Consider the following 21,864-nt stretch of genomic DNA (forward strand, 5'->3'; position numbering starts at 1 on the left):
GGGCCCTCCCTACTCCGTGGAGACCGACTCCGCCTCACCGCGGAGCGCCGCGCGCAGCGTGTGCCACGCGAGGCTCGCGCACTTCACTCGCGCGGGGAATTCACTCACTCCGGACAGCACCGCCAGCTTGCCCAGCGCCTCGGTGTCCACCTCGGCGGGGCCTTCCGTCACCAGCTTGTGGACCTGCTCGAAGAGCCGTTCGGCCTCCTCGCGCGTCTTGTCCTTCACCGCCCCCGTCATCAGCGAGGCGGAGGCGCGCGAGATGGCGCACCCCTGCCCCTGGAAGCCGATGTCGCGGATGACGTCGCCCTCCACCTTCACCGTCACGGTGAGCTGATCTCCGCACAGGGGGTTGTGGCCCAGGGCCTTGCCGTTGGCGCCCTCCACCTCGCGGAAGTTGCGCGGGCGCTTGCCGTGGTCCAGCACCACCTCCTGGTAGAGGTCCTGCAAATCAGAGCTCATCCGAACACCTCCCGCACCTTGTGGAGCGCCCGCACGAGCGCGTCCACGTCCTCTCGCGTGTTGTAGAGCGCCAGCGACGCCCGCACGGTGGCGGCCACGCCGAAGCACTGCATGAGCGGCTGGGCGCAGTGGTGGCCCGAGCGGACGGCCACGCCCTCGCGGTCCAGGATGGTGCCGATGTCGTGCGGGTGGACCTCCTCCATCACGAAGGACACCACCCCCGAGCGCTCGCGCGCCTTGCCCAGCACGCGCACGCCCGGCACGCCCTCCACCGCCTGCTCCGCGTAGGCCAACAGCTCCCGGTCATGGGCGGCGATGGCCTGCATGCCCACCCCTTCCAGGTAATCGATGGCGGCGCCAAGCCCCACCGCGCCCGCGACGTCCGGCGTGCCCGCCTCGAAGCGGTAGGGCACGCGGTTGTAGATCGTCTTCTCCAGCGTGACGGAGAGGATCATGTCCCCGCCGCCCTGGTACGGGGGCATCGTCTCCAGCAGCGCCTTCTTCCCGTAGAGCACGCCGATGCCCATGGGGCCGAAGAGCTTGTGGCCGGAGAAGGCGTAGAAGTCGCAGTCCAGCTCCTGCACATCCACCGGGAAGTGCGTCACCGCCTGGGCTCCGTCCACCAGCACGGGGATGCCCTTCTCGTGCGCGCGGCGGATGAGCTCCTTGACGGGAACCACCGAGCCCAGCGCGTTGGAGACGTGCGTCACCGCCAGGATGCGGGTGCGCGGGGTGAGCAGCGCGTCGAGCTTGTCGAGCACCAGGTCTCCATGCGCATCCACCGGGACCTGCCGCAGGGTAGCGCCCTGCTGCTCGCACAGCATCTGCCAGGGGACGATGTTGGCGTGGTGCTCCAGCGCGGTGATGAGCACCTCGTCGCCCGGGCCCACGTTCTTGCGGCCGAAGGTCTGCGCCACCAGGTTGATGGCCTCCGTGGTGCCTCGCACGAAGACGATCTCCTTCACGTCCTTGGCGTGGAGGAAGCGGCGCACCTTCTCCCGCGCGCCCTCGAAGGCCGAGGTGGCTCGCTCGGAGAGGGTATGGACGCCCCGGTGTACGTTGGCGTTGTCGTGCAGGTAGAAGTGGCTGATGGCGTCGATGACCGCCTTCGGCTTCTGGGCGGAGGCGGCGCTGTCCAGGTACACGAGCCTCCGGCCCCGTACCTCCTGATTGAGGATGGGGAAGTCCTCGCGCACCTTCTCGGCACTGAATCCCGTCTGGCTCATGCCTGTCCCTCCCTCCGAGCCCCGCCCGGCAGTCGTCCCGAGAGGAGCTGCTCCACCCGGGCCCGCAGCGGCTCCAGCGTCACCGCGCCCACCACCTCGCTGGCGAAGGCATACGTGAGCAGCCGCTCCGCCTCCGCCCGAGGAATGCCCCGGGCGCGCAGGTAGAAGAGGGCCTGTTCATCCAGCCGGCCCACCGCCGCGCCGTGGGCACACTTCACGTCATCCGCGAGGATCTCCAGCTGCGGGCGCGTGTCGACCAGCGCCTCCTCCGAGAGCAGGAGGTTGCGGTTGGTCTGGCTCGCGTCCGTGCGCTGCGCGTCCTGGCGCACCAGCACGCGCCCGTGGAAGGTGCCGCGCGCCTTGCCGTCCAGCACGCCCTTGTACAGCTCGCGGCTGGTGCAGCGCGGCATCGCGTGGTCCAGGTCCGTCCGGTTGTCGAGGTGCTGCGTGCCACGGCCCACGTACAGCCCGTTGAGGACGCACTCGCCGCCCTCGCCCGCGAACACCGAGCGCACCTCGTTGCGCGCCAGCGTCGCGCCCAGGGCGAAGGCGTGCGAGACCAGCCGGCTGTCCCGCGCCTGCTCGGCGTGGAGGCTCGCCAGGTGGAAGGCCGCCTCCGGCTCCACCTGGAGCTTGTAGTGGTGCAGCCGCGCGTTCTCCCCGAGCACCACCTCCGTCACCGCGTTGGTAAACGAGGCCCCGCCCTCCACCCCGGCGTACACCTCCACCAGCGCCGCCTCGCTGTTCGCCCCCGCCACCACGAGGATGCGCGGGCTGGCGAGCACCGAGGCCCCAGTGGCTCCGGAGGCCAGGAAGACGAGCTGCACGGGACTGGGAGCCGCGGCACCAGCTCGCACGTTCACGAAGGCCCCCTCCTCCAGCAGCGCCGCGTTGAGCGCGATGAAGGAGTGCGTCTCCGCCCGGGCCCGCTGGCCGAGCACGGCCTGGAGCGCCTCGGCGTCCTCGCGCAGGGCCTGGCGCAGCGGCTTCACCGTGACGCCTTCGTACAACCCCTCCAGCGAGGACAGCTCGGGCGAGTGCCGGCCATCCACGAAGACGAGCCGAGGCCCTGGGAGGGCGAGCTGATCCACCCGCGCCTGGAACTCCGCCACGCGGCGGGCCTCCACGGGCGCGAACGGGCGCGAGACGAGGGGCGCCACATCCGTGTACTTCCAGTCCTCGTTGCGCGTCGTGGGAAAGCCCTGGCGGGAGAGCTGGGCGAGGCCGTCCTCGCGGAGCCCACGCAGCCACAAGGGCGAGTCCGCCATCCGCTCCGCCTGGAAGCGCTGGGCCACGTCCAGGTAGTGCTGGAGCCCAGCGCTCACTGTCGCGCCTCCCGCCCCGGCTGCGGCGCCGAGCCCAGCTTGTCCACCCACGCGTAGCCCTTCTTCTCCAGCTCCAGGGCCAGCTCCTTGTCACCGGACATGACGATGCGCCCGCCGGCCATCACATGCACCTTGTCCGGGACGATGTAGTCCAGCAGCCGCTGGTAGTGGGTGATGACGAGCATGCCGCGCTCCTTCGAGCGCAGCGCGTTGACGCCGCCCGCGACGATGCGCAGCGCGTCGATGTCCAGGCCCGAGTCCGTCTCGTCGAGGATGGCCAGCCGCGGCTGGAGCACCGCCATCTGGAACACCTCGTTGCGCTTCTTCTCGCCGCCGGAGAAGCCCTCGTTCACCGAGCGGTTGAGGAAGCTCTGGTCCATCTGCACCAGCTTCATCCGCTCCTTGGCGAGCGAGAGGAAGTCCATGGCGTCCAGCTCCTCCAGCCCCTTGGCGCGGCGCTGCGCGTTGAGCGCGGTGCGCAGGAAGTGGAGGTTGCCCACGCCCGGAATCTCCACCGGGTACTGGAAGGCGAGGAACACGCCGGCCGTGGAGCGATCCTCGGGCTTGAGGGCCAGCAGGTCCTTGCCGTCGAAGAGGACCTCGCCCTCGGTGACCGTGTACGTCTCGCGGCCCGCGAGCACCTGGGACAGCGTGCTCTTGCCCGAGCCGTTCGGGCCCATGATGGCGTGGACCTCGCCAGGGGCGATCTCCAGATTGATGCCCTTGAGGATCTGCTTGTCCCCGATGCGCGCGTGGAGGTTTCGAACGCTCAGCAGCATGGCTACCCGACACTCCCTTCCAAACTCACCCCGAGCAGCTTCTGGGCCTCCACCGCGAACTCCATGGGAAGCTCCTTGAAGACCTGCCGGCAGAAGCCGTTGACGATCATCGACACCGCGTCCTCGCGGGAGATGCCCCGCTGCTGGCAGTAGAAGAGCTGGTCCTCGCCGATCTTGGACGTGGACGCCTCGTGCTCGACCTGCGCGGACGCGTTCTTCACTTCGATATAGGGCAGCGTGTGGGCGCCGCACTGGCTGCCCATGAGCAGCGAGTCACACTGGGTGTAGTTGCGCGCCCCTTCCGCGCTCTTGAGCACCTTCACCAGCCCTCGGTACGTGTTCTGCCCGTGGCCGGCGGAGATGCCCTTGGAGACGATGGTGCTCCGCGAGTTCTTGCCGATATGCACCATCTTCGTGCCGGTGTCGGCCTGCTGGCGGTGGTTGGTGAGCGCCACCGAGTAGAACTCGCCCACCGAGTCATCCCCCTTGAGGATGACGCTGGGGTACTTCCAGGTAATGGCCGAGCCCGTCTCCACCTGCGTCCACGAAATCTTGGAGCGCTTGTGGGCGATGCCGCGCTTGGTGACGAAGTTGTAGATGCCGCCGCGGCCTTCCGCGTCACCGGGGTACCAGTTCTGCACCGTGGAGTACTTGATGGAGGCCCCATCCAGCGCCACCAGCTCCACCACAGCGGCGTGCAGCTGGTTGGTGTCGCGCATGGGCGCGGTGCAGCCCTCGAGGTAGCTCACGTAGCTGCCCTCGTCGGCGACGATGAGGGTGCGCTCGAACTGGCCCGTCTCCGCCGCGTTGATGCGGAAGTAGGTGGACAGCTCCATGGGGCAGCGCACGCCCTTGGGCACGTAGACGAACGAGCCATCGCTGAAGACGGCCGAGTTGAGTGCGGCGAAGTAGTTGTCCGAGTAGGGCACCACGCTGCCGAGGTAGCGGCGCACCAGCTCGGGGTGCTCGCGCACGGCCTCGGAGAACGAGCAGAAGATGACGCCCGCCTTTGCCAGCTTGTCCTTGAAGGTGGTGGCCACGGACACCGAGTCGAACACGGCATCCACCGCCACGTTCTGCAGCCGCTTCTGCTCCTCCAGGGGGATGCCGAGCTTCTCGTAGGTGCGAAGGATCTCCGGGTCCACCTGGTCCAGGTTGTCGAGCTTGGGCTTCTGCTTGGGCGCCGAGTAGTAGCGGATGGCCTGGTAGTCGATGGGGTTGTAGGTGGCCTTCTGCCAGTTGGGCTCCTTCAGGGTGAGCCAGTGGCGATAGGCCTTGAGGCGCCAGTCGAGCAGGAACTCGGGCTCGCCCTTCTTCGCGGAGATGGCGCGGATGACGTCCTCGTTCAGCCCGGGCGGCAGCGTGTCCGACTCCACGGCCGTGACGAAGCCAGCCTGGTATCCCTTTCGGGTCAGCTCCTGGAGGGTCTCGGTGCTCATGCGAGTTCTCCCGTGGCCGAGCGCGCGGGGAGGTTCAGCCCCACGAGGCGCTCCACGCGGGGGGTGGGAGCGCACAGGTCGGCCAGCGTCAGCCGCCCGAGCGCGTCGTGGATGGCCTGGTTGATGACGCGCCAGTGGCCGCGCAGACGACACACCGACTCCAGCTCGCAGGAGGCCTCACCCTCGGTGTGCTGCACGCACTCGGTGATGGCCACGGGGCCTTCCAGGGCGGTGATGATCTGCGTGAGCGGGATGGCCGCCGCGGGGCGGGCCAGCCCGTAGCCGCCCAGGGCGCCCCGGTGCGAGATCAACACGCCCGCCGTCTGGAGCCCCTTGAGCACCTTGCTCACGGAGGGCAGCGGGACGCGCGTGCGCTCGGCCAGCTCACGCGCCGTACACGTGTTGCCCTCCTCGCGCGCCAGCTCGGTCAGCAGCACGAGGCCGTAGTCGGTCATCTTGCTCATCCGAAACATCCGGTCTCTCTCCTGTACGCCCAGCGCTGCCCAGGCTTCGCGGGGGGCCTCTCTACTTAAACAGTACCAATCCGGTCCACATTAAAATCAGGCCCCACCGGGGGTGGATCTGCCTGCCTGTTCCCTCGGCAGGGGGCTGGGAGGTTGAAGCCGCCGGAGGGACGTGTGAAGAGGGGGCATTGCCCTGGAGGAAGCTTGCTCATGCGCCGTCCCGTTTCCATGGTCCTCGCCGCGCTCGCTCTGGCCGTGGTGGCCTGCGAGAAGAAGACTCAGCCCCCGCCTGCTCCCTCGACGGGCACCGCGCCCGCGGAGGTCCAGGCCGGCGCCCCGACGACCGATTCGGGCACCATCCTGCTGGGCGAGGTGGGCAGCCTGACGGGCAGTGAGGCGACGTTCGGCATCTCCGCGCGCAACGGCATCGAGCTGGCGCTCAACGAGGCCAATGAGGCGGGCGGGGTGCGGGGCAAGAAGCTGGCGGTGCGCGTGTATGACAGCCAGGGCAAGCCCGAGGAGGCGGCGCAGGCGGTGACTCGGCTCATCACCCAGGACAAGGTGGTGGTCATCCTGGGTGAGGCGGCCTCCTCGGTGTCGATGGCGATGGCGGAGAAGGCGCAGGCGGCTGGCGTGCCGATGATCACGCCCACCTCGACGGCGCCGGAGGTGACGCAGAAGGGCGACTACATCTTCCGCGTGTGCTTCATCGATCCGTTCCAGGGCAAGGTGATGGCGAAGTTCGCGCGGGAGAACCTGAAGGTCGATCAGGTGGCGGTGCTGACGGACAACAAGAGCGCGTACTCCATCGGGCTGGCGAACGTGTTCACCCAGGAGTTCCAGAAGATGGGCGGGCAGATCGTCGCCAGCGAGAGCTACTCGAAGGGGGATACGGACTTCCGGGCGCAGCTGACGGCCATCAAGCAGAAGAAGCCGCAGGCGGTGTGGGTGCCGGGCTACTACACGGACGTGGGGCTCATCGCGCGGCAGGCGCGGGAGATGGGGTTGCAGGGCGTGCCGCTGCTGGGTGGGGACGGCTGGGAGTCGGACAAGCTGTTCGAGCTGGGCGGCTCGGCGCTGGAGGGCAGCTACTTCTCCAACCACTACGCGCTGGACAACCCGGACCCGCTGCTCAAGGAGTTCATCGCGAAGTACCAGAAGACCTACGGCAGCCTGCCGGACAGCGTGGCGGCGCTGGGGTACGACGCGGCGCGGCTGGCGGTGGACGCGATGAAGCGCTCGCCGGACCTGTCGGGCAAGGCGCTGCGGGACGCCATCTCGGCGACGAAGGACTTCCCGGGCGTGGCGGGGAAGATCACCATCAACGCCAACCGCGACGCGGAGAAGCAGGCGGTGGTGCTGAAGGTGGTGGATGGGAAGACGCAGTTCGTGACGACCGTGGCGCCGTAGCCCTGAGGGTGGTGCGCGCCTGTTCGAAGATGTCGGGACTTTCCCTCCTGCCCCTGCTCGTGATGCTGGGGTGGGTGGGCGGTTGTGCCCGAGGCTCGCCAGCAGGGACTCCGGCAGGACTCGATGCGGGCGCGCGCCGACTGAGCAGCAATGGAGAAGATGGGGGTGTCACCCCTTCGAGAAGGGTCTTGGAGTTCCTGCCCTCGGATGGGCGCCTGCTCGAATTGCTCGGAGAGAAGGACCTCACCAACCGCTATGCCTCCACGGTCATGGTCGAGGTGGAAGAGTCCACGGTGGAGGTGTCCTGCAGCGGCATCCTCCTCTCACCTCACCTCGTCCTGACGGCGGGCCATTGCGTCTGCGCATGGCGGAAGGCGCCTCTCCTCGATGGCACCCCGGGCATCCTCATCGACGGTTCAGCATGCGCAAGCCAGGCACGCGTGACCGCCATCCGCCATGTCGCTTCGGAAGATCCATCCAGGTCGGCATTGCGGATTCGGGACTTCGTGGGGAAGGTCCGACCTCACCCCGAGCTCAAGCTCACCCTGGATGCTCGAGAGGCCGTGGTGACGAGTCATGCGGACCTCGCGGTCATTCTCCTGGAGCCGCCGGCGAACCTCGGTCTTCCTGATGTTCCTCTCGCGGAGGCGGAGGCTCGCGCCAACGAACCCCTGGTCATGGCGAGCTATGGAAATGAGCAAGGCCTGGGAGGAATCTATGGGACCCGCTATTTCAAGCGGGGTCGGGTCAAGAACGCGCAGGCTGCTCAGGGAGGAGTCATCCTGTACGAGCCAGAGGGGGCGTACTTCAACACGGGGTACAGGGGCGGCCCGTGCTTCCGTGAGAATGAGAAAGGCCGCTGGCTGCTCGGAGTCGTAGGGCTGGGCTCGGACTCGGAGATGTCCTTTACGAGCATCGCCTTCTACCGGGACTGGCTGCGCGAGGAACTCCGGCACGCAGCGGCCTCGGGTCCCGCTGATTCCCGTTCCCCATAGAACACCTGGCTCCGAAGTCCTGGGAGACTGTTCATGAACACAGGCTGGGCGCGAAAGGCGCCAACCACCTCCCTACTGCTGGTACTGCTTGTCTTCGGCGGGTGCGCCGGGAACGCCACGAACGAGGGAGGTTCTCCGTCCTATTTGCGGCCCAGGCTCCGCTCCTCGTCGATGCGCTTCATGGTGTTGCACTCCGAGGAGGATCGCGACAACCGCTACCTCTCCACGGTGGCTGTCGGGGACCCTTCCGAGTTGTGCAGCGGTGTGCTCATCCACCCTCGCCTTGTTCTCACCGCGGCGCATTGCGTTTGCTGGCCGAAGGACGGACGCACGGTCATCGACAGCACCACGTGTGTCCAGGGCGCTCAAGTCACCGCTTACGCCTATGAGCGCTCAAACGGCGAATGGGTCGCGCAGTTCCGTCAGGGCTCGGTTCGGCCGCACGAGAAGTTCAAGGCGCGCCTCGGAGAGGGGAAGTCCGTGCTCGAGGCAAGCTCGGACCTGGCGGTCATCTATCTGGAGAAGCCCTTTCAAGATGTCGTGATGGGCTTCCAACTGACCGAAACGGAGGTGGAGATCGATAGCGAGTTCGTCGCGGTGGGGTATGGCTTGACGGAGCTGAAGCGAGGCAAGAAGGGCCGGCGCTTCTTCGGCCGCAACACCGTCACCCAGAAAGGACGCTCCAACCTCCAGGACCGAAGCGACAAGGACATCACCTTCATGTTCGAGATGAGTGGAGCCCATGCCGCCGACGGAGACAGCGGCGGCCCCTGCTTCCGCGAGAATGGGCAGGGGCGCTGGCTGGTGGGAATTGTCGGCCAGGGAGATGGCTCGGCCTCCCGTTTCACCAGCATCTATCCCCACCTGCTCTGGCTGAAGGAGCACCGCGAGCGGGCAGAGCAGCTCATGTCCCAGAAGCCCGGAAGGTCGCTGTAGACGCCCTGCTCCAACCTTCAGCGCTTCGCGTTCTTGATGGTCTCCTGGATGAGGTCCACGTAGCGGCGGTTCTTCGGGTTCAGCTTGAACGCCCTGCGGTATGCGTCCTCCGCCTGCGCCCACTGGCTCTCGCCTCGGCTCACCTCGCCAAAGAAGAACCAGCCCTCTTCCAGGTTCGGGTCCTGCCGCAGCACCTCGCTCAGTTCCTGCAGCGCCAGCTTGCCGTGCGCCTCCGGCTTCATCAGGTAGCGCGCCCACGCCCGGTAGGCCAGGTGCATCGGCCTCGGTTCGATGTCGCATGCGTACTCGAAGTACTCGAACGCTCCCGCGAAGTTGCGCCCCTCCAGCCGCTTCTTGCCCTGATCGAACTGCGTGCGCCCGTCCAACAACTCCGTCTTGATGCGGAACTGCTCCTCCGTGGTCGGCCTCCCCGTCGCCCCCCGCTCCTTCTCCCGCGCCGCCGCACGCCGCTTGCGCCACAACGCCGCCAGGTCCGGCTCCAGCAACACCCCGAACGCCCGCGCGTACGCCGCCAGCAGCACCTCCGCCTTCTCCTTCAGGTCCGCCGTGTTGAAGCGCAGCGGGTTGAACTTGTCCGCCATCGCCAGGAACGCCTTGCGCAGCGCCAACGGCTGCACATCCTCCGGCACCCCCAGCAGCGCGAACGGATCCTGCGCGCGGTGCGACATGAACGCGCTCATCAGAGCGTTGCGCACCCCCTCGTCCTCATCCGAGAACGGCGTGCCCGAGGGCGCCGCCGGGGCCACGGGCTCCGGCTCCACCACCACCACCGGAACAGGCGCCTGCGCCGGAGCCGGCACCGGCCGTGCCTCCACCGCGTCCGCGAAGTCCGCGATCCCCACGATGCACAGCGCGTACAGCCGGCGCAGCGCCGTCTCCGTGTCGAAGCCCGTACGCTCCCGCAGCTCCGTGAACGTGGGCCGCAGCCGCAGCGCCTGCAACAGCCGCGCATCCTTCGCCGACAGCTTCGGCCCCTCCACTCCCGGCACCTGCGCGAATCTCCGCTCCTCGCCGAAGTTGAAGTGCGTGGTCACCGCGTCGAACGGCATCACACTCGCCACACCCGTGAGGATCAGCTGCGCCGAGTTCGTTCGCACGCTCGTGGCCGGCGGCTCCACGTCCGCGATCAGCCGGTAGCGCGCCTCCGTCCACCGGAAGCAGTCCAGCAGGCTCAAGCCCAGGTTCGCCTGCAGCTGCTTGTACAAATCGAAGGGACTGATCAGCCCCTTCTGCACCAGCAGCGCTCCTATCTCCTGCCCCGTCTGGACGCTCTCCGAGAGCGCCTTCTGGTAGTCCGCCTCGTCCAGCTTCCCCTTCTCCACCAGGAACTTGCCCAGCGTCTCGTGCAGCAGGTTGGAGACGCACGCCACCGGCGCACCTTCCTCGAAGGTGATGCGCTTCTCACGCTGCCGCGCCCTCAGCTCCAGCGTGCAGGTGCGCTCCTCCACGTCCAGCGCGTGCAGCAACAACGGCAGCGGTATCTCGGCGAGCGTCCCCTCTCGCTGGCGCAGCACATGGGATGGGGCGGGGAACATCGGCGGGCCTCGATCGGTGTAGCCCGGAATTCTACGGAAAACCCAACAGGTATGTCACTCTTCAAAGTCGCTATCGGACGCCGAGGAGTACGGGGCCGCGTGGGGGTCCTGCATGGGAGGCTGGACGCGGCTCAGCACCTGGTAGCTCAGCGCCAGGACCCCCAGGGCCACGGCCGCGTAGGTGAGGGGCCGACTCGGGCGGGCGCGCCAGGCCCACATGCGCTCCCGACGACGCTGGAAGCCCGGCGCCGCCACGTACTCCTTCCAGGCGTCGTCGCGCATCAGCGCCGCGTCCGCGTCCCGGCCCGTCTTGTCCAGGGCCTTGGCGAGCAGCACCCGCCCCTCCACCGTCCCGTGCCGTCCCTTCACGAAGCTCTCCAGCGCCTCCACCGCCCCCCTCGCGTTCCCGTGCGCCAGCCGCAGCCGCCCCCGCTCCAGGTCGATGGCGCCATGGCGGTAGTCCGGGTTGAGCTTCTTCGCCTCGTCCAGCAGCAGCTCGCCCTTGGCCACCTCGCCCGCGCCCAGGTAGGCCACCCCGAGCAGGAAGAGCGTGTCCACGTCGTCGTCTCCCGCCTCCAGGTTGGGCTTGAGCACCTCCACCGCGTCCTTGTACCGCCCCCGTCCGATTCGCAGGTCCGCCAGCTCGTAGCGGGCGCGACGATCATGCGGGTTGGCCAGCAGCATCCGCTCGAGCTGTCCCGCCCGCCGCCACCGGCCGAACACCCGCAGCGGGCTCGGCAGGAACTGGAAGGTGAAGCGATCCACCGCCCACACACCCACGAGCACGAGCACCAGCGACACGATCGGCCGGCCCGTGAGGGAGGTGAGGAGCATCCATAGCAGCCACTTGCTCATATCTGGGTCCTGTCCCTCATATCAGCCTGGCGCTGATGGCGCTGTGCAGGTCCGCCCCCGCGTCGGTGAGGATGAGCCGCTCGCCCCGCAGCATCGCCAGCCCATGCTGCACCATCCGGGCAATCTCCGCGCGTCGGGGCTCGGGGTCCTGGCCGTAGGCGGCACATACGCCCTCCCAGTCCACCCCCGAGCGCAGCCGGAGCCCCATGGCCAGCCGCTCGGCGAACAGCTCCTCTGGCGTCAGCGCCTCTCGGCTCGCCTCGGGCAGCGTCCCCTGCTCCACCGCGCGCAGGTACGCCTCCGCGCTTCGCAGGTTCACGTACCGGTGCGGCGAGGGCGTGTGCAGCATCCCCGTCGCGCCCACGCCGAGCGCCAGGTACTCGCCCCCCGTCCAGTACAGCGCGTTGTGCCGGGAGCTGTACCCCTCGCGCGCGTGGTTGGAGATTTCATACCGGCGCAGGCCGTGCGCTTCGTACACCTCGCACAGCGTGGCGGACATGGCCACCACCTCCTCGTCCGGAGGCAGCGACACCTCGCCGCGCACCAGCCGCTTCGCCAGCGGCGTGTCCTCGGCCAGCACCTCGCGCTCCAGCGTCAGCGCGTAGGTGGACAGGTGCTCCGGCCCCAGTGCCACCGCCTGGCGCGCGTCCGCCTCCACCTGCTCCCGCGTCTGCCCGTGGACGCCATAGATGAAGTCCATGGACACGGACTCGAAGCCCGCGCGCCGCGCCGCCCGGAACGCCTCCTCCGCGCCCCGCGCGTCGTGCTCGCGCCCCAGCGCCTTGAGCGTCTCCGGCTGGAAGGACTGCACCCCCAACGACAGCCGGTTCACCCCCGCCGACTGGTAGCCCGCGAACCGCTCCGAGTCCGCCCGCTCCGGGTTGGCCTCCAGCGACACCTCCGCCCCTGGCGCCACCGCCATCCGCGCGGAAATGCCCTCCAGCACGTGCGCCACCCACCGGGGGTGCCACAGCGAGGGAGTGCCTCCGCCCAGGAAGATGGACTCCAGGGGGCGTGTGCGCAGCTCCGGCATGGCCGCCAGCCGCGCCTCGAGCTCCGCGAGCACCGCGCGCGCGTAGCGCTCCTCCGGCACCTGGCGCGACACCGAGACCGCGAAGTCGCAGTACGGGCACTTCGCCAGGCAGTACGGGAAGTGGAGGTACAGCCCGAAGCGGGCCGCTGGCATCCCCGTGAAAGCGTCGATGGGCGCGAGAGCCGGCATGAGCGCCTACTTCTTGGCCCCCTTCAGCTGTGCCTCCAAGCGGGCCACCTTCGCCTTGTACGTGGCCGCCGCCTCGATCGCCGACTCGGCCTGCACCAGCTTCTTCTTCATGGCGGCGATGTCCGACTTGAGCTTGTCGCGCTCGGCCACCAGCTCCGCCGAAGCCTCTCCTCCCCCCGCCGCCGCCGGAGGATTCGCCCGCGCCTGCTCCAGCTCGTGCGCCAGCCCCTCGCGCTCGACCTGCGCCGCCTGGAGCTCCGCCTCCAGCTCGGAGATGCGCTGCTCCAGCCCGGAGCGCTCGGCCTGCGCCGACTCCAACGTCGCCTCGAGCTGGCTCAGCCGCTGCCCCAGCTCGCCCTGGCTGCCCCGCTCGGACTGCAGCGCGCCTTCCGCCTGCGCCAGCTTCTGCTCCAGCGCCGCGCGCGTCCGGGTGCCCTCCTCCTCCTTCTTCTTGAGCGAGCGCACCGTCGTCTCGGAGGCCGACAGCTCGTTGGCGGCCTTCTTCTTCGCCGCCTCGGTCTCGCCCCGGGCCGTCTCCAGCGCGCCCTCCAGCATCTTCACCCGCTGGTTGAGCCGCTCCGTCTTGTCGTCCGCCTCGGCGCGCGCCGCCTCCAGCTTCGCGGTCAGCTCGGTCACCTGCGTGTCGCGCTGCGTGCCGCCCTTCTCCAGCATCACCACGCGCGCGGACAGCCCGGCCCGCTCCGCCTTCGTCGTCTCCAGGGAGGTCTGCGTCGTCTTCAGCGTGGCCTTCAGCGTGGCCACCTCGCCCGCCGCCGCGTCGCGCTCGGCCTGCATGGCCTCCAGCGCCGCGCTCAGCTCCTCCACCCGTGCCTCGGCCACCTGCGTGGCCTCCGTCAGCGACACGGTGTCGGCTTCGATGCGGTCCCGCAGCGACACCTGCTCGGCCTCGCTGGCCTCCAGCGAGCCCCGCAGCGTGGCCACCTCCACCTCGGCGTTCTGCGCCCGCTCGGAGAGCGAGGCCAGCTCCGCCTCCAACCCCTGCACCCGCTCGGTCAGCGTGGCGACCTGGCCCTCGGCCACCTCCGCCCGGCCGGTGAGCGAGCCCGCCTCCGCCGTGCGAGCCGAGAGCGCCGCGCGCACCCCCACCAGGTCCGCGTCCTTGAGCGCCACGGAGCGCTCCAGCTCCGCCACCCGCGTCCTCAGGGTGTTCTTCTCCGTCTGGAGGGTCGTCTTCTCCGTCTGGAGGGTGTTCTTCTGCGCGAGCAGGGTGTCCAGCTCCCCCTGCAGGGCGCTCTTCTCCGCCTCGAGCGCCTCCAGCTGCTGACGCACCGTGGCCACTTCCGAGCGCGCCTCGTCCCGCTCCGCCTCGGTGAGCTGCGCGCGGGCCTGCGCCTCCTCCAGCGAGCTTCGGGACCACTCGCTCTCGCTCTCCAGCGCGCTGAGGTTGCCCGTGGCCTCGGCCAACGCCGTCTCGAGCTGGCTGTTGCGCAGCGCCACCTCCTCCTTCTCGGAGGCAGCAGCCTCGAGCTCCGTCGTGAGCCGCTCCACGTCCGCCAGCGCGGCCTGGAACTGCTCCTGGACGGCCTCCATCGTCCCCTGCGCCTCGGACTTCTCCGCGGCCAGGTCCGCCACGCGGTCCTGCGCCAGGGAGAGGGCCTCCTTGGCGCCCACCAGCTCCTCGGCCAGCGCCGCGCGCGCCTCGCGCTCCGAGCGCAGGTCGTCATTGAGGCGCGGCAGCTCCGCCTCCACGTCCGCCAGCGCGCGGGACAGGTCCTTGCGGTCCGCCTCCACCGCCTCCAGCTCGCCCTCCACCTCCGCCCGGCGCGCCTCGGCCGCGGCCGCGCGCTTCTCCTCACGGGCCAGCGCCTCGGTCGCCTGGGCCAGCTTCTGGGGCAGGTCCTTCATCCCCCCGAGCTGGCCCTTGGTATCCAGCGCCTCGCGCTTGGCGTCCGCGGCGACCTTCTGCGTGTCGGCCATCTCCTTCTTCAGCTGCGTCACCGACTGGCGCAGCGTGGAGAGCTCCGACTCCTTCTCCGTGTACAGCGAGCGCGCCCGGGAGAGCGTCTCCGTCTTCTGCTTGAGGACCTGCCGGAAGAAGTCGAGCTTCTCCTCCGGCGAGGCGCCCATGGGCAGCCGGGGCTCCGCGGGCTCACCGAAGGGGTCCGCCCCGCCCAGCGGCCGGTTCTTGGCCAAGGGCGAGGGGATGCCCGACTGGCTCTGGCTGGGAATGGGCGCGGGCGCCGTGTTGGCCGAGGCCGCCGCGGAGGCCGCCTTGCGCGGCGGCAGCGGAGGCGGCGCCACCCCGGCGGCAGGGGCCGCCGGCTTGCTCGCGGACAGTGTGCCGGCCCTGGGGGCTTCACCCTCCAGGCTCTCGCGCAGGTCCGCTAGCGGATCCAGCTCTTCCAGGGGCGATGCCATGTTGGGTGCAGGTTATCGCCCAGCGCGCCACTTCTCCAGAGACACGCACGAAAGGGCAGCGCCCGCCCCCCTGGAAGGGCTTCGGACATGCGTCCGGCTCGCCTTGGAGTGGCCCAGGCGTTAGGCAGTAGGAGAAACATCAAGCCCGCCTTGCTTCCCAGCAGGGCTGGTGCCAGCTTCGGACGCTCCCATGCCCCTCCGCTATGCCCTGCCCAATGGGCTCACCGTCGTCTTCGAGGAACAGCACGCCGCCAAGGTCGCGGCCTTCCAGGTCTGGGTGAAGGCCGGCAGCGCCGACGAGCGCCCCGACCAGGCCGGCCTGGCCCACCTGCACGAGCACATGCTCTTCAAGGGCACCGAGCGCCGGGGCCCCGGAGAGATTGCCCGGGACGTGGAGGCGCACGGCGGCGAGGTGAACGCCTGGACGTCCTTCGACCAGACGGTCTACCACATCGTCATCGCCAGCCAGTTCGCCCGGACGGGGTTGGACATCCTCGGCGACGCGGTGCGGCGATCGGCGTTCGACAAGGACGAGCTGGCGCGGGAAATCGAGGTGGTGTGCGAGGAGATCAAGCGCAGCCAGGACACCCCGGCCCGGCGCGCCTCCAGGGACTTGTTCTCCACCGCCTACCAGGTCCACCCCTACCGCAAGCCCGTCATCGGCACCGAGGAGAGCGTGCGGAGCTTCACCCGGGAGAAGGTGCTCGAGTTCTACCACCGGCACTATTCGCCCCAGAACCTGGTGCTCTCGGTGGTGGGAGACCTGCACGAGGCGGAGCTGCGGCAGTGGGTGGATGAGATTTTTGGTGGGGATTGGGGCCGACCCTTCGAGGGATTGGTCCAGCGCCCGGTGGAGCCGCGCGCCCAGGGCCGCCGCGTCCTCCTGCGCCCGGACGAGGTGAAGGAGGCCCATGTCCACCTGAGCTTCGGCATCCCCCAGGCCAGCCATCCGGACGTGCCGGCGCTGGACGTGCTGGCGATGCTGATGGGCCAGGGAGAGGCCAGCCGGCTGGCGGTGGAAGTCAAACGCAAGGCCAACCTCGTCAATGACATCCACGCCTCGGCGTACACGCCGAGGGACCCGGGCCTGTTCACCGCCTCGTTCACCACGCCCCCGGAGAACGTGGCGAAGGCGCTGGAGGAGACGCTGCGGGTGATGTCCGAGCTGCGGGTGCGCTCGGTGTCCGCCGAGGAGCTGGCCACGGTGAAGGCCCTGGTCGAGGCGGAGGCCGTCTACCAGCGCGAGACGGTGCAGGGCATGGCGCGCAAGATGGGCTACTACCAGTCCTCGATGGGCGGGCTGGAGGCGGAGGAGCGCTACTACGAGGCCGTGGCCCGGCTCACCCCGGACGATGTGCGCGCGGTGGCGGAGAACTACCTGCGCTTCGACCGGGCGGCGCTCAGCGCGCTGCTGCCCCAGGGCACGGCCTTCACGGAGGCGCAGGCGAACCAGATCCTCGACGGGGTGATGCACGAGGCGCCCACGCTGCGCCCCGAGCGCCGCACGCGCCGGCCCACGAGCGAGACGGCCATGCGCATCGTCCGCTCGGGCACGAGCACCGGGGAGATCATCCAGGAGACGCTGCCCTCGGGAGCGCGCATCCTGGTGCGCGAGGAGCACGGCGTTCCGCTCTTCTCCGTGCGGGCGGCGTTCGCCGGCGGGCAGCGCTACGAGACGCCAGCCCACAGCGGGTTGACGACGCTCCTGGGCCGCAGCCTCACGCGGGGCACGCGGGCGCGCGATGCGGAGGAGATTACGCAGTTGGTGGACGCGTACGCCGGCTCGCTGCTGGGCGTAGGCGGGCGCAACTCGGTGGGCGTGAGAGGCGAGTTCCTCTCGAAGCACTTCGAGTCGGCCTTCCGCCTCTTCGCCGAGTGCGCCACGGAGCCCACCTTCCCCGAGGCGGAGGTGGCGCGCGAGCGGCGCCTGCTGCTGCAGGACATCCTCACGCGGGAGGACAAGCCGTCGGGGCTGGCGTTCGACCTGTTCAGCAAGACGCTGTACCGCTCGCACCCGTACCGGATGCCCGCCAGCGGAGAGCGCGGCACGGTGGAGGCGCTGGGGCCCGAGCTGCTGCGCGACTACCACGCGGCGTTCATGGACCCCTCGCAGCTGTCGCTGTGCGTGGTGGGCGATGTGAAGGTGGACGAGGTGATGGCGCTGGCGCGCGAGTACTTCGGCAAGGCCCGGGGCACGGCGCGCAAGGCGCCTCCGGTGCCGGTGGATCCGCCGCCGGAGACGGCGCGCGAGGAGAAGCGGGTGCTGGCACGGGCCCAGAGCCACCTGGTGTACGGGTTCATGGGCGCACGGCTGAACGATCAGTGGCGGCACGCGCTGGAGGTGCTCTCGACGGTGCTCTCGGGCCAGGGCGGGCGGCTCTTCGTGGAGCTGCGCGACAAGCGCTCCATGGCCTACAGCGTGAGCAGCTTCACCATCGAGGGCGTGGACCCGGGCTACTTCGCGGCGTACATCGGTACGAGCCCCGAGAAGGTGAACGACGCGATGGCGGGCATCCGCCGGGAGCTGGAGCGGGTGCGCGAGGAGCGGGTGAGCGACGCGGAGCTGGCGCGCACCAAGCAGCACCTCATCGGCACGAACGAGATCGGCCTGCAGCGCAACGGCGCCCGCGCCGCGCTGCTCGCGCTGGATGACTGCTACGGCCTGGGCTTCGACAACTTCCTGCACTACGCCGACAACATCAGCGCGGTGACGGCGGAGGAGGTGCGCGAAGTGGCCCGCCGAGTCATCGACTTCGACCACAGCGCGCTGTCCATCGTCGGGCCGTGACGCTCAGGGCGCTTTGCGCCCGGTTGGGGTTGCACACGAGGCCCGTGGTGCGCGCGTCGGACAGCTCCAGCTCGGCCCGGTGGCGCGTGCCAGGAGACGCCCGGCAGCCTCACTCAACCCAGCGTCACGCGCCCGCCAATCTCCGGGAAACGCTCGTACGCGCGCACGAGCGCCTCCAGGTGCGCGGGGTTTTCGAGATCCAGCAGCGTATCCGTGAGCCGAACCACCCACCCGCCCGTCGCCGTGCGCCGCGCCCGAGAGAGCAAGTCCGCATCGCGGGCAGGGTCCGGAAACCCGATGGCTTGTGCAGCGGCTGCCGACCAATAGTTCAGCCACCCGAGGTGATGGGGAATCGCCGGCGAGCGAATGTACTTAGGAAGGTTGAGCGCTGGGAGCCCCCGGGGTGGGACATGCGGCTGATCCGCCGAGTGGCGAATCTGTTTTGCCATCTCCGGCGCCACTGCGTCCGGCAGCACGCGCCCCCAGAACGCGAGTGCGCCTTCAGCCACGCCTTCCAGCACCTCCGCTGCCGCTGCGATGCCGACCGCATCTAGCGGCAGCTTTGCATGGACATCGAGCAACGGCTGGCCGCCCGGCGCTTGGCGCCCGGAGGTCCGCAACCCATAAACCGTTACCGGGTAACTCTCGTCGCCGTTGCACAGCAACGGGAATTCCCCGCGCGCCGCCGCCTTAGCGAGCCACCCCTCGCGTTGCGGCAACGCGAGGGGCCGCCCCTCGTCAGACAGTTCCCACTCCAGGCGCACACCGGGGAGCGCTCGTTCGACTCCGTGGACTACTGCGAGTGTGCGACCGTCGTTGCCCACAAGCGCAGGCGCGTAGACGATGTGGATGAGGGTTCTCCGCTTGGTCATCGCTCGCACCCCGTGACGACAACATTGAGGGTTATATCCTCGTTGAGCAACGCGTCTTTGTGCTCTTGGGTGCTCACCCCGACGACGAGGCCATAGCCACATGCCTCCGCGATGTCCCTCTCTTCCCGCAGCAACGGCATCTGTTTCAGGATCGTCCGCTCCCGGATGAAGTCAGGGTAGGTGTCAAATCGATGGGTCTTGATCTCCCACAGCACACGCGCGCCGACTTGCAGCGCATCAAAGCGCTTGCCGCCAACGAGCACGTCATTGCCGGGGTAGCGGTTCGGCGGAAACTGATCGGCGCACTGGTTATGCGGGGCATCCTCGCCCGCGTGCGGCACCGGGATGGGGTCGCACTCGAGGCGGCGCTCCGCTGTCACCGGGGCAGGCGGGTCCCTCCTGTTCACTCTGGACTTCTCCGGTGTGGGGTTCGCCTCCGGTTCCTGCGAGGCCCGAGGAGCGTCTCCGGCCCAAAGGCCCGGCTCCCGGGTGGGCGGCAACACGCGCTTGTGCGGGCTGCGCGGCAGGGGCTGGGGGCGAACCTGCCCTGGCTGCCCGGGGGTGGGCAGGCCCGTGCCGGGCACAGGGGGGGGGCGCACAGGCGCCCAAGCGTAGGTCTCAGGCGCCTCTTGAGAGGTGGCGCACCCCGCTACGACTCCGGCAACAGCAACGGCTTGGCGCAGTGCGCTGCAAGTTCGGAAGTTCATTCCACGTCCGTTCATCGAAGAGGGGCGGGGCGGATCAGAGCCCGCTCGCTACTTCCAACTTGCAGGGCTGATCAGAATAGACCCGAGCCATAACAGCTCTTGTAAAGTCGGGCACTTGGCCAAATGCAGTGCCCCCGGCGCTCACTCCCAACGCATAGAGGAGGAGCGCGAACGGCACGATGAGGCACAGCCCTCCGAGTGCGCCCAGCACCGCGCGCGCTTTCAACTGCGACACCTCTGAAGACACGCCTCTGGTTCCGGCGCTTCAGCGCAAAACTCCTCGACGTCCTCAAGGGGTAGGCAGTCTTCCTGAAGGGGTCGGACACCTTCCATCGCATCCTTGTGCGCGGCGCGCTCGATGGTGCCTCGCCGCCCGAAGGCATGGGGGCACCCAGGCGATTCTCTCTCAAGTGCGGCAGTTGCGCACGGGCGTGACTCCACCGGACGCTTTGCGCCCGGCGGGGGTTGGACCAGACTGCCGCGATTCTCTCCAGGAGGAATGAATGGGAATCGCGGAGCGCAAGGCCGCCAGCCAGTTCGAGGAGACAACCTACCCGAAGCTGAAGAAGGACATCGACACGGCCGCCCACTTCGAGGTGCCCGTCGAGGTGGACTGGAACAGCCTGGCCCTCGAGGGCTACGACCACCTCTATGAGGAGGCGTGGCCCAAGGTCTTCTTCACGCCGCTGATCGAGGCGCTCAAGGCCATCGGCACCGACGCGCTGGGCCGCGAGGTGCTGCGCGGCACGCTCAAGCGCGTCGTCATCCGCAACAGCAAGGGCGTCTCCTCGGGCTCGAGCATGGTCCACTTCCAGGACGGCGTGCTCACGCTGGACCACGAGCCCTTCTCCAACGTGGACTATGTGCAGGACCGCCAGGAGGCCATCCAGAAGGCGCTGGAGTCCGCGCCGGAGGACAGCGCGTCCCCGGACGACACGCTCGCCGCGTTCCTGTCCTGGAATGCCAAGGGCGTGAACGCCACCCTGCAGGTGCTGCAGCGCCTCTTCTGGCGGCAGCAGGCGGGCATCCCCTTGGTGCTGCCGCGCATGACGCTCCTGCTGCGCAGCGGGCGCGGCGTCACCGGCATCCTGCGCGAGGTGCTGGAGGATCGCCACGAGGGCCACTCCGTGCTCGTGCATGTCCCCCGGGAGAGCGGCATGCCCTATGAGGACGTGGTCATCGTCCCGGTGGGCACCATCGAGGCCATCTCGGTGCATGACGTGTCGGCGTTCGGCTCGCTGCGGCGGGATGCACCGCCCACGCCCTCGCTGCTCCAGCTCCGACGCCGGCTGGCCGCGCTGGAGACACAGCTGCGCGGGCTGGTGGAGACGCCGATCAGCGTGGGCCTCGGGCCCGAGGTGAAGGCGACCTCCGCCACGGAGCTGCGGGCGCTCGGATTCCTGGCGGACCGGGCGAGCGAGGTGATGGAGGCGCTGGCGCGCGACAAGGTCGGCAAGGCCGCGCTGCGCGAGAAGATCCAGCACATCCACCTGAGCGTGTCCGACAAGGGCGTGAAGCTCACTGGCCACACCTTGGGGCTGTCCACCGGCGCTCGCCCGGTGGACTGGTACACGCGCGGGGAGTTGGAGCAGGCAGTCCAATCCGCCCTGTAGGCGGCTCGCGCCCTAGCCGGGGGTCAGAAGCGACCCCCCAGCCCCAGCGCCGCGCTCTTTCCAGAGATGGCCAGCACCGGCTGAAAGCTGGCCATCGAGGCGAGGCGCGGAGCGGAGTTCGCGCCATGGGACAGCTCATATCCCACCACCGCGCCAATCAGGGAGAAGATGGGGATGGGAAAGGGCTTGAGGTCGTCATTGGTGATCAGCACCGAGTTGATGGCCCCCGCCGCCACCGCGACCCCCGTGCCCAAGAGTGCTCCCATGAAGGTTCCCTTGCCGCGCGCGAGCTTCCCACCCCACCAGACGCCCAGAGGCGCCCCGACGACCATGCCCACGGCCGCGCCGTAGAGCGCTTCGTTCAAGCACCGGAAATAGCCCGGGTTGCCCAGGTCGAACGCCTCGCATATCGCCCCCCCGGCGAAGAAGCCGGGAACGCCCATCGTCGCGGAGGTCACCAGCATCGCGCCGACCTCCGCCGTCACGCGCATCACCGGGTGGATGCGCTGGACGGGCTCGGCCTCTCGGGGAACTTCCACCAGCCTCAGGGACGCGGGCGTCTCGGTGCCAGGAATCCGCTCGGCCTCAGGGGCCAGCTCCTGTGCGGCGAGGCCTATTCCCGGCACCACGAGCAGCAGGAACACTAGCAGTGCCAGTTCTTGAGACCACGGGTTCTTGGGTGTGCGCATGCTCCGCAGCGGGTGCAACGGGGAGACCAAAGCCTACCTCCGGGCACTTAGTCGAAGCTGATGGCTCCCTCGCTGCACAGTCATACAGGCGTGTGCAGCCATTGGCACAGCGGTCGCCCGAGCCCACGACGCACTCCGGGTGCGACC

Annotated in this window: 18 protein-coding genes; 5 read left to right on the top strand and 13 right to left on the bottom strand. The window is 69.1% G+C overall.

Annotation, left to right across the window (positions count from 1 at the left end):
- Positions 1-9: 9 nt before the first annotated feature.
- Genes sufU through SYV04_RS10375 form a run of 6 tightly spaced genes read right to left on the bottom strand, consistent with a single transcriptional unit; the run spans position 10 to position 5,704 of the window.
- Positions 10-462: a Fe-S cluster assembly sulfur transfer protein SufU gene (sufU, locus tag SYV04_RS10350; protein WP_321545515.1), complete on the bottom strand. Its 453-nt coding sequence runs from the start codon at positions 460-462 to the stop codon at positions 10-12.
- A complete protein-coding gene (locus SYV04_RS10355; protein ID WP_321545516.1) occupies positions 459-1,688 on the bottom strand; it encodes a cysteine desulfurase in 1,230 nt (409 codons plus the stop codon). Before SYV04_RS10355 ends, sufU begins: the two co-directional genes overlap by 4 nt.
- Complete coding sequence (gene sufD / locus SYV04_RS10360) at positions 1,685-3,013, bottom strand: Fe-S cluster assembly protein SufD (protein ID WP_321545517.1); 1,329 nt, start codon at positions 3,011-3,013, stop codon at positions 1,685-1,687. The genes SYV04_RS10355 and sufD overlap by 4 nt, the downstream gene beginning before the upstream one ends.
- Positions 3,010-3,792, bottom strand: coding sequence for a Fe-S cluster assembly ATPase SufC (sufC, locus tag SYV04_RS10365; RefSeq protein WP_321545518.1), 783 nt, complete (start codon positions 3,790-3,792; stop codon positions 3,010-3,012). The genes sufD and sufC overlap by 4 nt, the downstream gene beginning before the upstream one ends.
- A 2-nt stretch (positions 3,793-3,794) precedes the next feature.
- Complete coding sequence (sufB, locus tag SYV04_RS10370) at positions 3,795-5,231, bottom strand: Fe-S cluster assembly protein SufB (protein WP_321545519.1); 1,437 nt, start codon at positions 5,229-5,231, stop codon at positions 3,795-3,797.
- Complete coding sequence (locus tag SYV04_RS10375) at positions 5,228-5,704, bottom strand: SUF system Fe-S cluster assembly regulator (RefSeq protein ID WP_321545520.1); 477 nt, start codon at positions 5,702-5,704, stop codon at positions 5,228-5,230. Before SYV04_RS10375 ends, sufB begins: the two co-directional genes overlap by 4 nt.
- Positions 5,705-5,905: 201 nt before the next feature.
- Between SYV04_RS10375 and SYV04_RS10380 the strand changes: the two genes are divergently transcribed.
- The 3 genes from SYV04_RS10380 (at position 5,906) to SYV04_RS10390 (ending at position 9,036) form a co-directional block, all read left to right on the top strand.
- Positions 5,906-7,105, top strand: a complete 1,200-nt coding sequence (locus SYV04_RS10380) for an ABC transporter substrate-binding protein (protein ID WP_321545521.1) — start codon at positions 5,906-5,908, stop codon at positions 7,103-7,105.
- A 188-nt stretch (positions 7,106-7,293) separates the two neighbouring features.
- A complete protein-coding gene (locus SYV04_RS10385; RefSeq protein ID WP_321545522.1) occupies positions 7,294-8,100 on the top strand; it encodes a trypsin-like serine protease in 807 nt (268 codons plus the stop codon).
- 144 nt (positions 8,101-8,244) lie between these two features.
- Positions 8,245-9,036: a S1 family peptidase gene (locus SYV04_RS10390; protein ID WP_321545523.1), complete on the top strand. Its 792-nt coding sequence runs from the start codon at positions 8,245-8,247 to the stop codon at positions 9,034-9,036.
- A 17-nt stretch (positions 9,037-9,053) separates the two neighbouring features.
- Here the strand turns inward: SYV04_RS10390 and SYV04_RS10395 are convergent, their stop codons facing one another.
- Genes SYV04_RS10395 through SYV04_RS10410 form a run of 4 tightly spaced genes read right to left on the bottom strand, consistent with a single transcriptional unit; the run spans position 9,054 to position 15,048 of the window.
- On the bottom strand, positions 9,054-10,592 hold the full coding sequence (locus SYV04_RS10395) for a DUF4388 domain-containing protein (protein WP_321545524.1): 1,539 nt from the start codon (positions 10,590-10,592) through the stop codon (positions 9,054-9,056).
- Between the two features lie 54 nt (positions 10,593-10,646).
- Positions 10,647-11,447 carry a tetratricopeptide repeat protein gene (locus SYV04_RS10400; RefSeq protein ID WP_321545525.1) on the bottom strand — a complete coding sequence of 267 codons (801 nt, stop codon included), beginning with the start codon at positions 11,445-11,447 and terminating at the stop codon, positions 10,647-10,649.
- A 16-nt stretch (positions 11,448-11,463) separates the two neighbouring features.
- Positions 11,464-12,669, bottom strand: coding sequence for a radical SAM family heme chaperone HemW (gene hemW, locus SYV04_RS10405; RefSeq protein ID WP_321545526.1), 1,206 nt, complete (start codon positions 12,667-12,669; stop codon positions 11,464-11,466).
- 6 nt (positions 12,670-12,675) lie between these two features.
- Positions 12,676-15,048, bottom strand: a complete 2,373-nt coding sequence (locus tag SYV04_RS10410; RefSeq protein ID WP_321545527.1) for a gliding motility protein — start codon at positions 15,046-15,048, stop codon at positions 12,676-12,678.
- A 190-nt stretch (positions 15,049-15,238) separates the two neighbouring features.
- Here SYV04_RS10410 and SYV04_RS10415 point away from each other — a divergent pair, with 190 nt between their 5' ends.
- A complete protein-coding gene (locus SYV04_RS10415) occupies positions 15,239-17,836 on the top strand; it encodes a M16 family metallopeptidase (RefSeq protein ID WP_321545528.1) in 2,598 nt (865 codons plus the stop codon).
- Between the two features lie 113 nt (positions 17,837-17,949).
- Here SYV04_RS10415 and SYV04_RS10420 read toward each other — a convergent pair whose 3' ends face one another.
- Both SYV04_RS10420 and SYV04_RS10425 read right to left on the bottom strand, forming a co-directional pair.
- Positions 17,950-18,708: a DUF5953 family protein gene (locus tag SYV04_RS10420; RefSeq protein WP_321545529.1), complete on the bottom strand. Its 759-nt coding sequence runs from the start codon at positions 18,706-18,708 to the stop codon at positions 17,950-17,952.
- Positions 18,705-19,115, bottom strand: coding sequence for a DUF6310 domain-containing protein (locus SYV04_RS10425; RefSeq protein WP_321545530.1), 411 nt, complete (start codon positions 19,113-19,115; stop codon positions 18,705-18,707). The genes SYV04_RS10420 and SYV04_RS10425 overlap by 4 nt, the downstream gene beginning before the upstream one ends.
- A gap of 803 nt (positions 19,116-19,918) precedes the next feature.
- Between SYV04_RS10425 and SYV04_RS10430 the strand changes: the two genes are divergently transcribed.
- The gene (locus SYV04_RS10430; protein WP_321545531.1) at positions 19,919-21,028 is read left to right on the top strand and encodes a hypothetical protein; all 1,110 of its coding nucleotides are present in this window, start codon (positions 19,919-19,921) and stop codon (positions 21,026-21,028) included.
- Between the two features lie 23 nt (positions 21,029-21,051).
- Here SYV04_RS10430 and SYV04_RS10435 read toward each other — a convergent pair whose 3' ends face one another.
- Positions 21,052-21,717, bottom strand: a complete 666-nt coding sequence (locus tag SYV04_RS10435) for a hypothetical protein (RefSeq protein ID WP_321545532.1) — start codon at positions 21,715-21,717, stop codon at positions 21,052-21,054.
- Between the last annotated feature and the right edge of the window lie 147 nt (positions 21,718-21,864).

It is taken from the genome of Hyalangium ruber, assembly GCF_034259325.1.
Taxonomy (GTDB): domain Bacteria; phylum Myxococcota; class Myxococcia; order Myxococcales; family Myxococcaceae; genus Hyalangium_A; species Hyalangium_A rubrum.

What these genes read in the sequence shown, in the direction of transcription:
- sufU (WP_321545515.1), bottom strand. Translation starts at nt 462, where the DNA reads ATGAGCTCTGATTTGCAGGACCTCTACCAGGAGGTGGTGCTGGACCAC.
- SYV04_RS10355 (WP_321545516.1), bottom strand. Translation starts at nt 1,688, where the DNA reads ATGAGCCAGACGGGATTCAGTGCCGAGAAGGTGCGCGAGGACTTCCCC.
- sufC (WP_321545518.1), bottom strand. Translation starts at nt 3,792, where the DNA reads ATGCTGCTGAGCGTTCGAAACCTCCACGCGCGCATCGGGGACAAGCAG.
- sufB (WP_321545519.1), bottom strand. Translation starts at nt 5,231, where the DNA reads ATGAGCACCGAGACCCTCCAGGAGCTGACCCGAAAGGGATACCAGGCT.
- SYV04_RS10375 (WP_321545520.1), bottom strand. Translation starts at nt 5,704, where the DNA reads ATGTTTCGGATGAGCAAGATGACCGACTACGGCCTCGTGCTGCTGACC.
- SYV04_RS10380 (WP_321545521.1), top strand. Translation starts at nt 5,906, where the DNA reads ATGCGCCGTCCCGTTTCCATGGTCCTCGCCGCGCTCGCTCTGGCCGTG.
- SYV04_RS10395 (WP_321545524.1), bottom strand. Translation starts at nt 10,592, where the DNA reads ATGTTCCCCGCCCCATCCCATGTGCTGCGCCAGCGAGAGGGGACGCTC.
- SYV04_RS10400 (WP_321545525.1), bottom strand. Translation starts at nt 11,447, where the DNA reads ATGAGCAAGTGGCTGCTATGGATGCTCCTCACCTCCCTCACGGGCCGG.
- hemW (WP_321545526.1), bottom strand. Translation starts at nt 12,669, where the DNA reads ATGCCGGCTCTCGCGCCCATCGACGCTTTCACGGGGATGCCAGCGGCC.
- SYV04_RS10410 (WP_321545527.1), bottom strand. Translation starts at nt 15,048, where the DNA reads ATGGCATCGCCCCTGGAAGAGCTGGATCCGCTAGCGGACCTGCGCGAG.
- SYV04_RS10415 (WP_321545528.1), top strand. Translation starts at nt 15,239, where the DNA reads ATGCCCCTCCGCTATGCCCTGCCCAATGGGCTCACCGTCGTCTTCGAG.
- SYV04_RS10420 (WP_321545529.1), bottom strand. Translation starts at nt 18,708, where the DNA reads ATGACCAAGCGGAGAACCCTCATCCACATCGTCTACGCGCCTGCGCTT.
- SYV04_RS10430 (WP_321545531.1), top strand. Translation starts at nt 19,919, where the DNA reads ATGGGAATCGCGGAGCGCAAGGCCGCCAGCCAGTTCGAGGAGACAACC.
- SYV04_RS10435 (WP_321545532.1), bottom strand. Translation starts at nt 21,717, where the DNA reads ATGCGCACACCCAAGAACCCGTGGTCTCAAGAACTGGCACTGCTAGTG.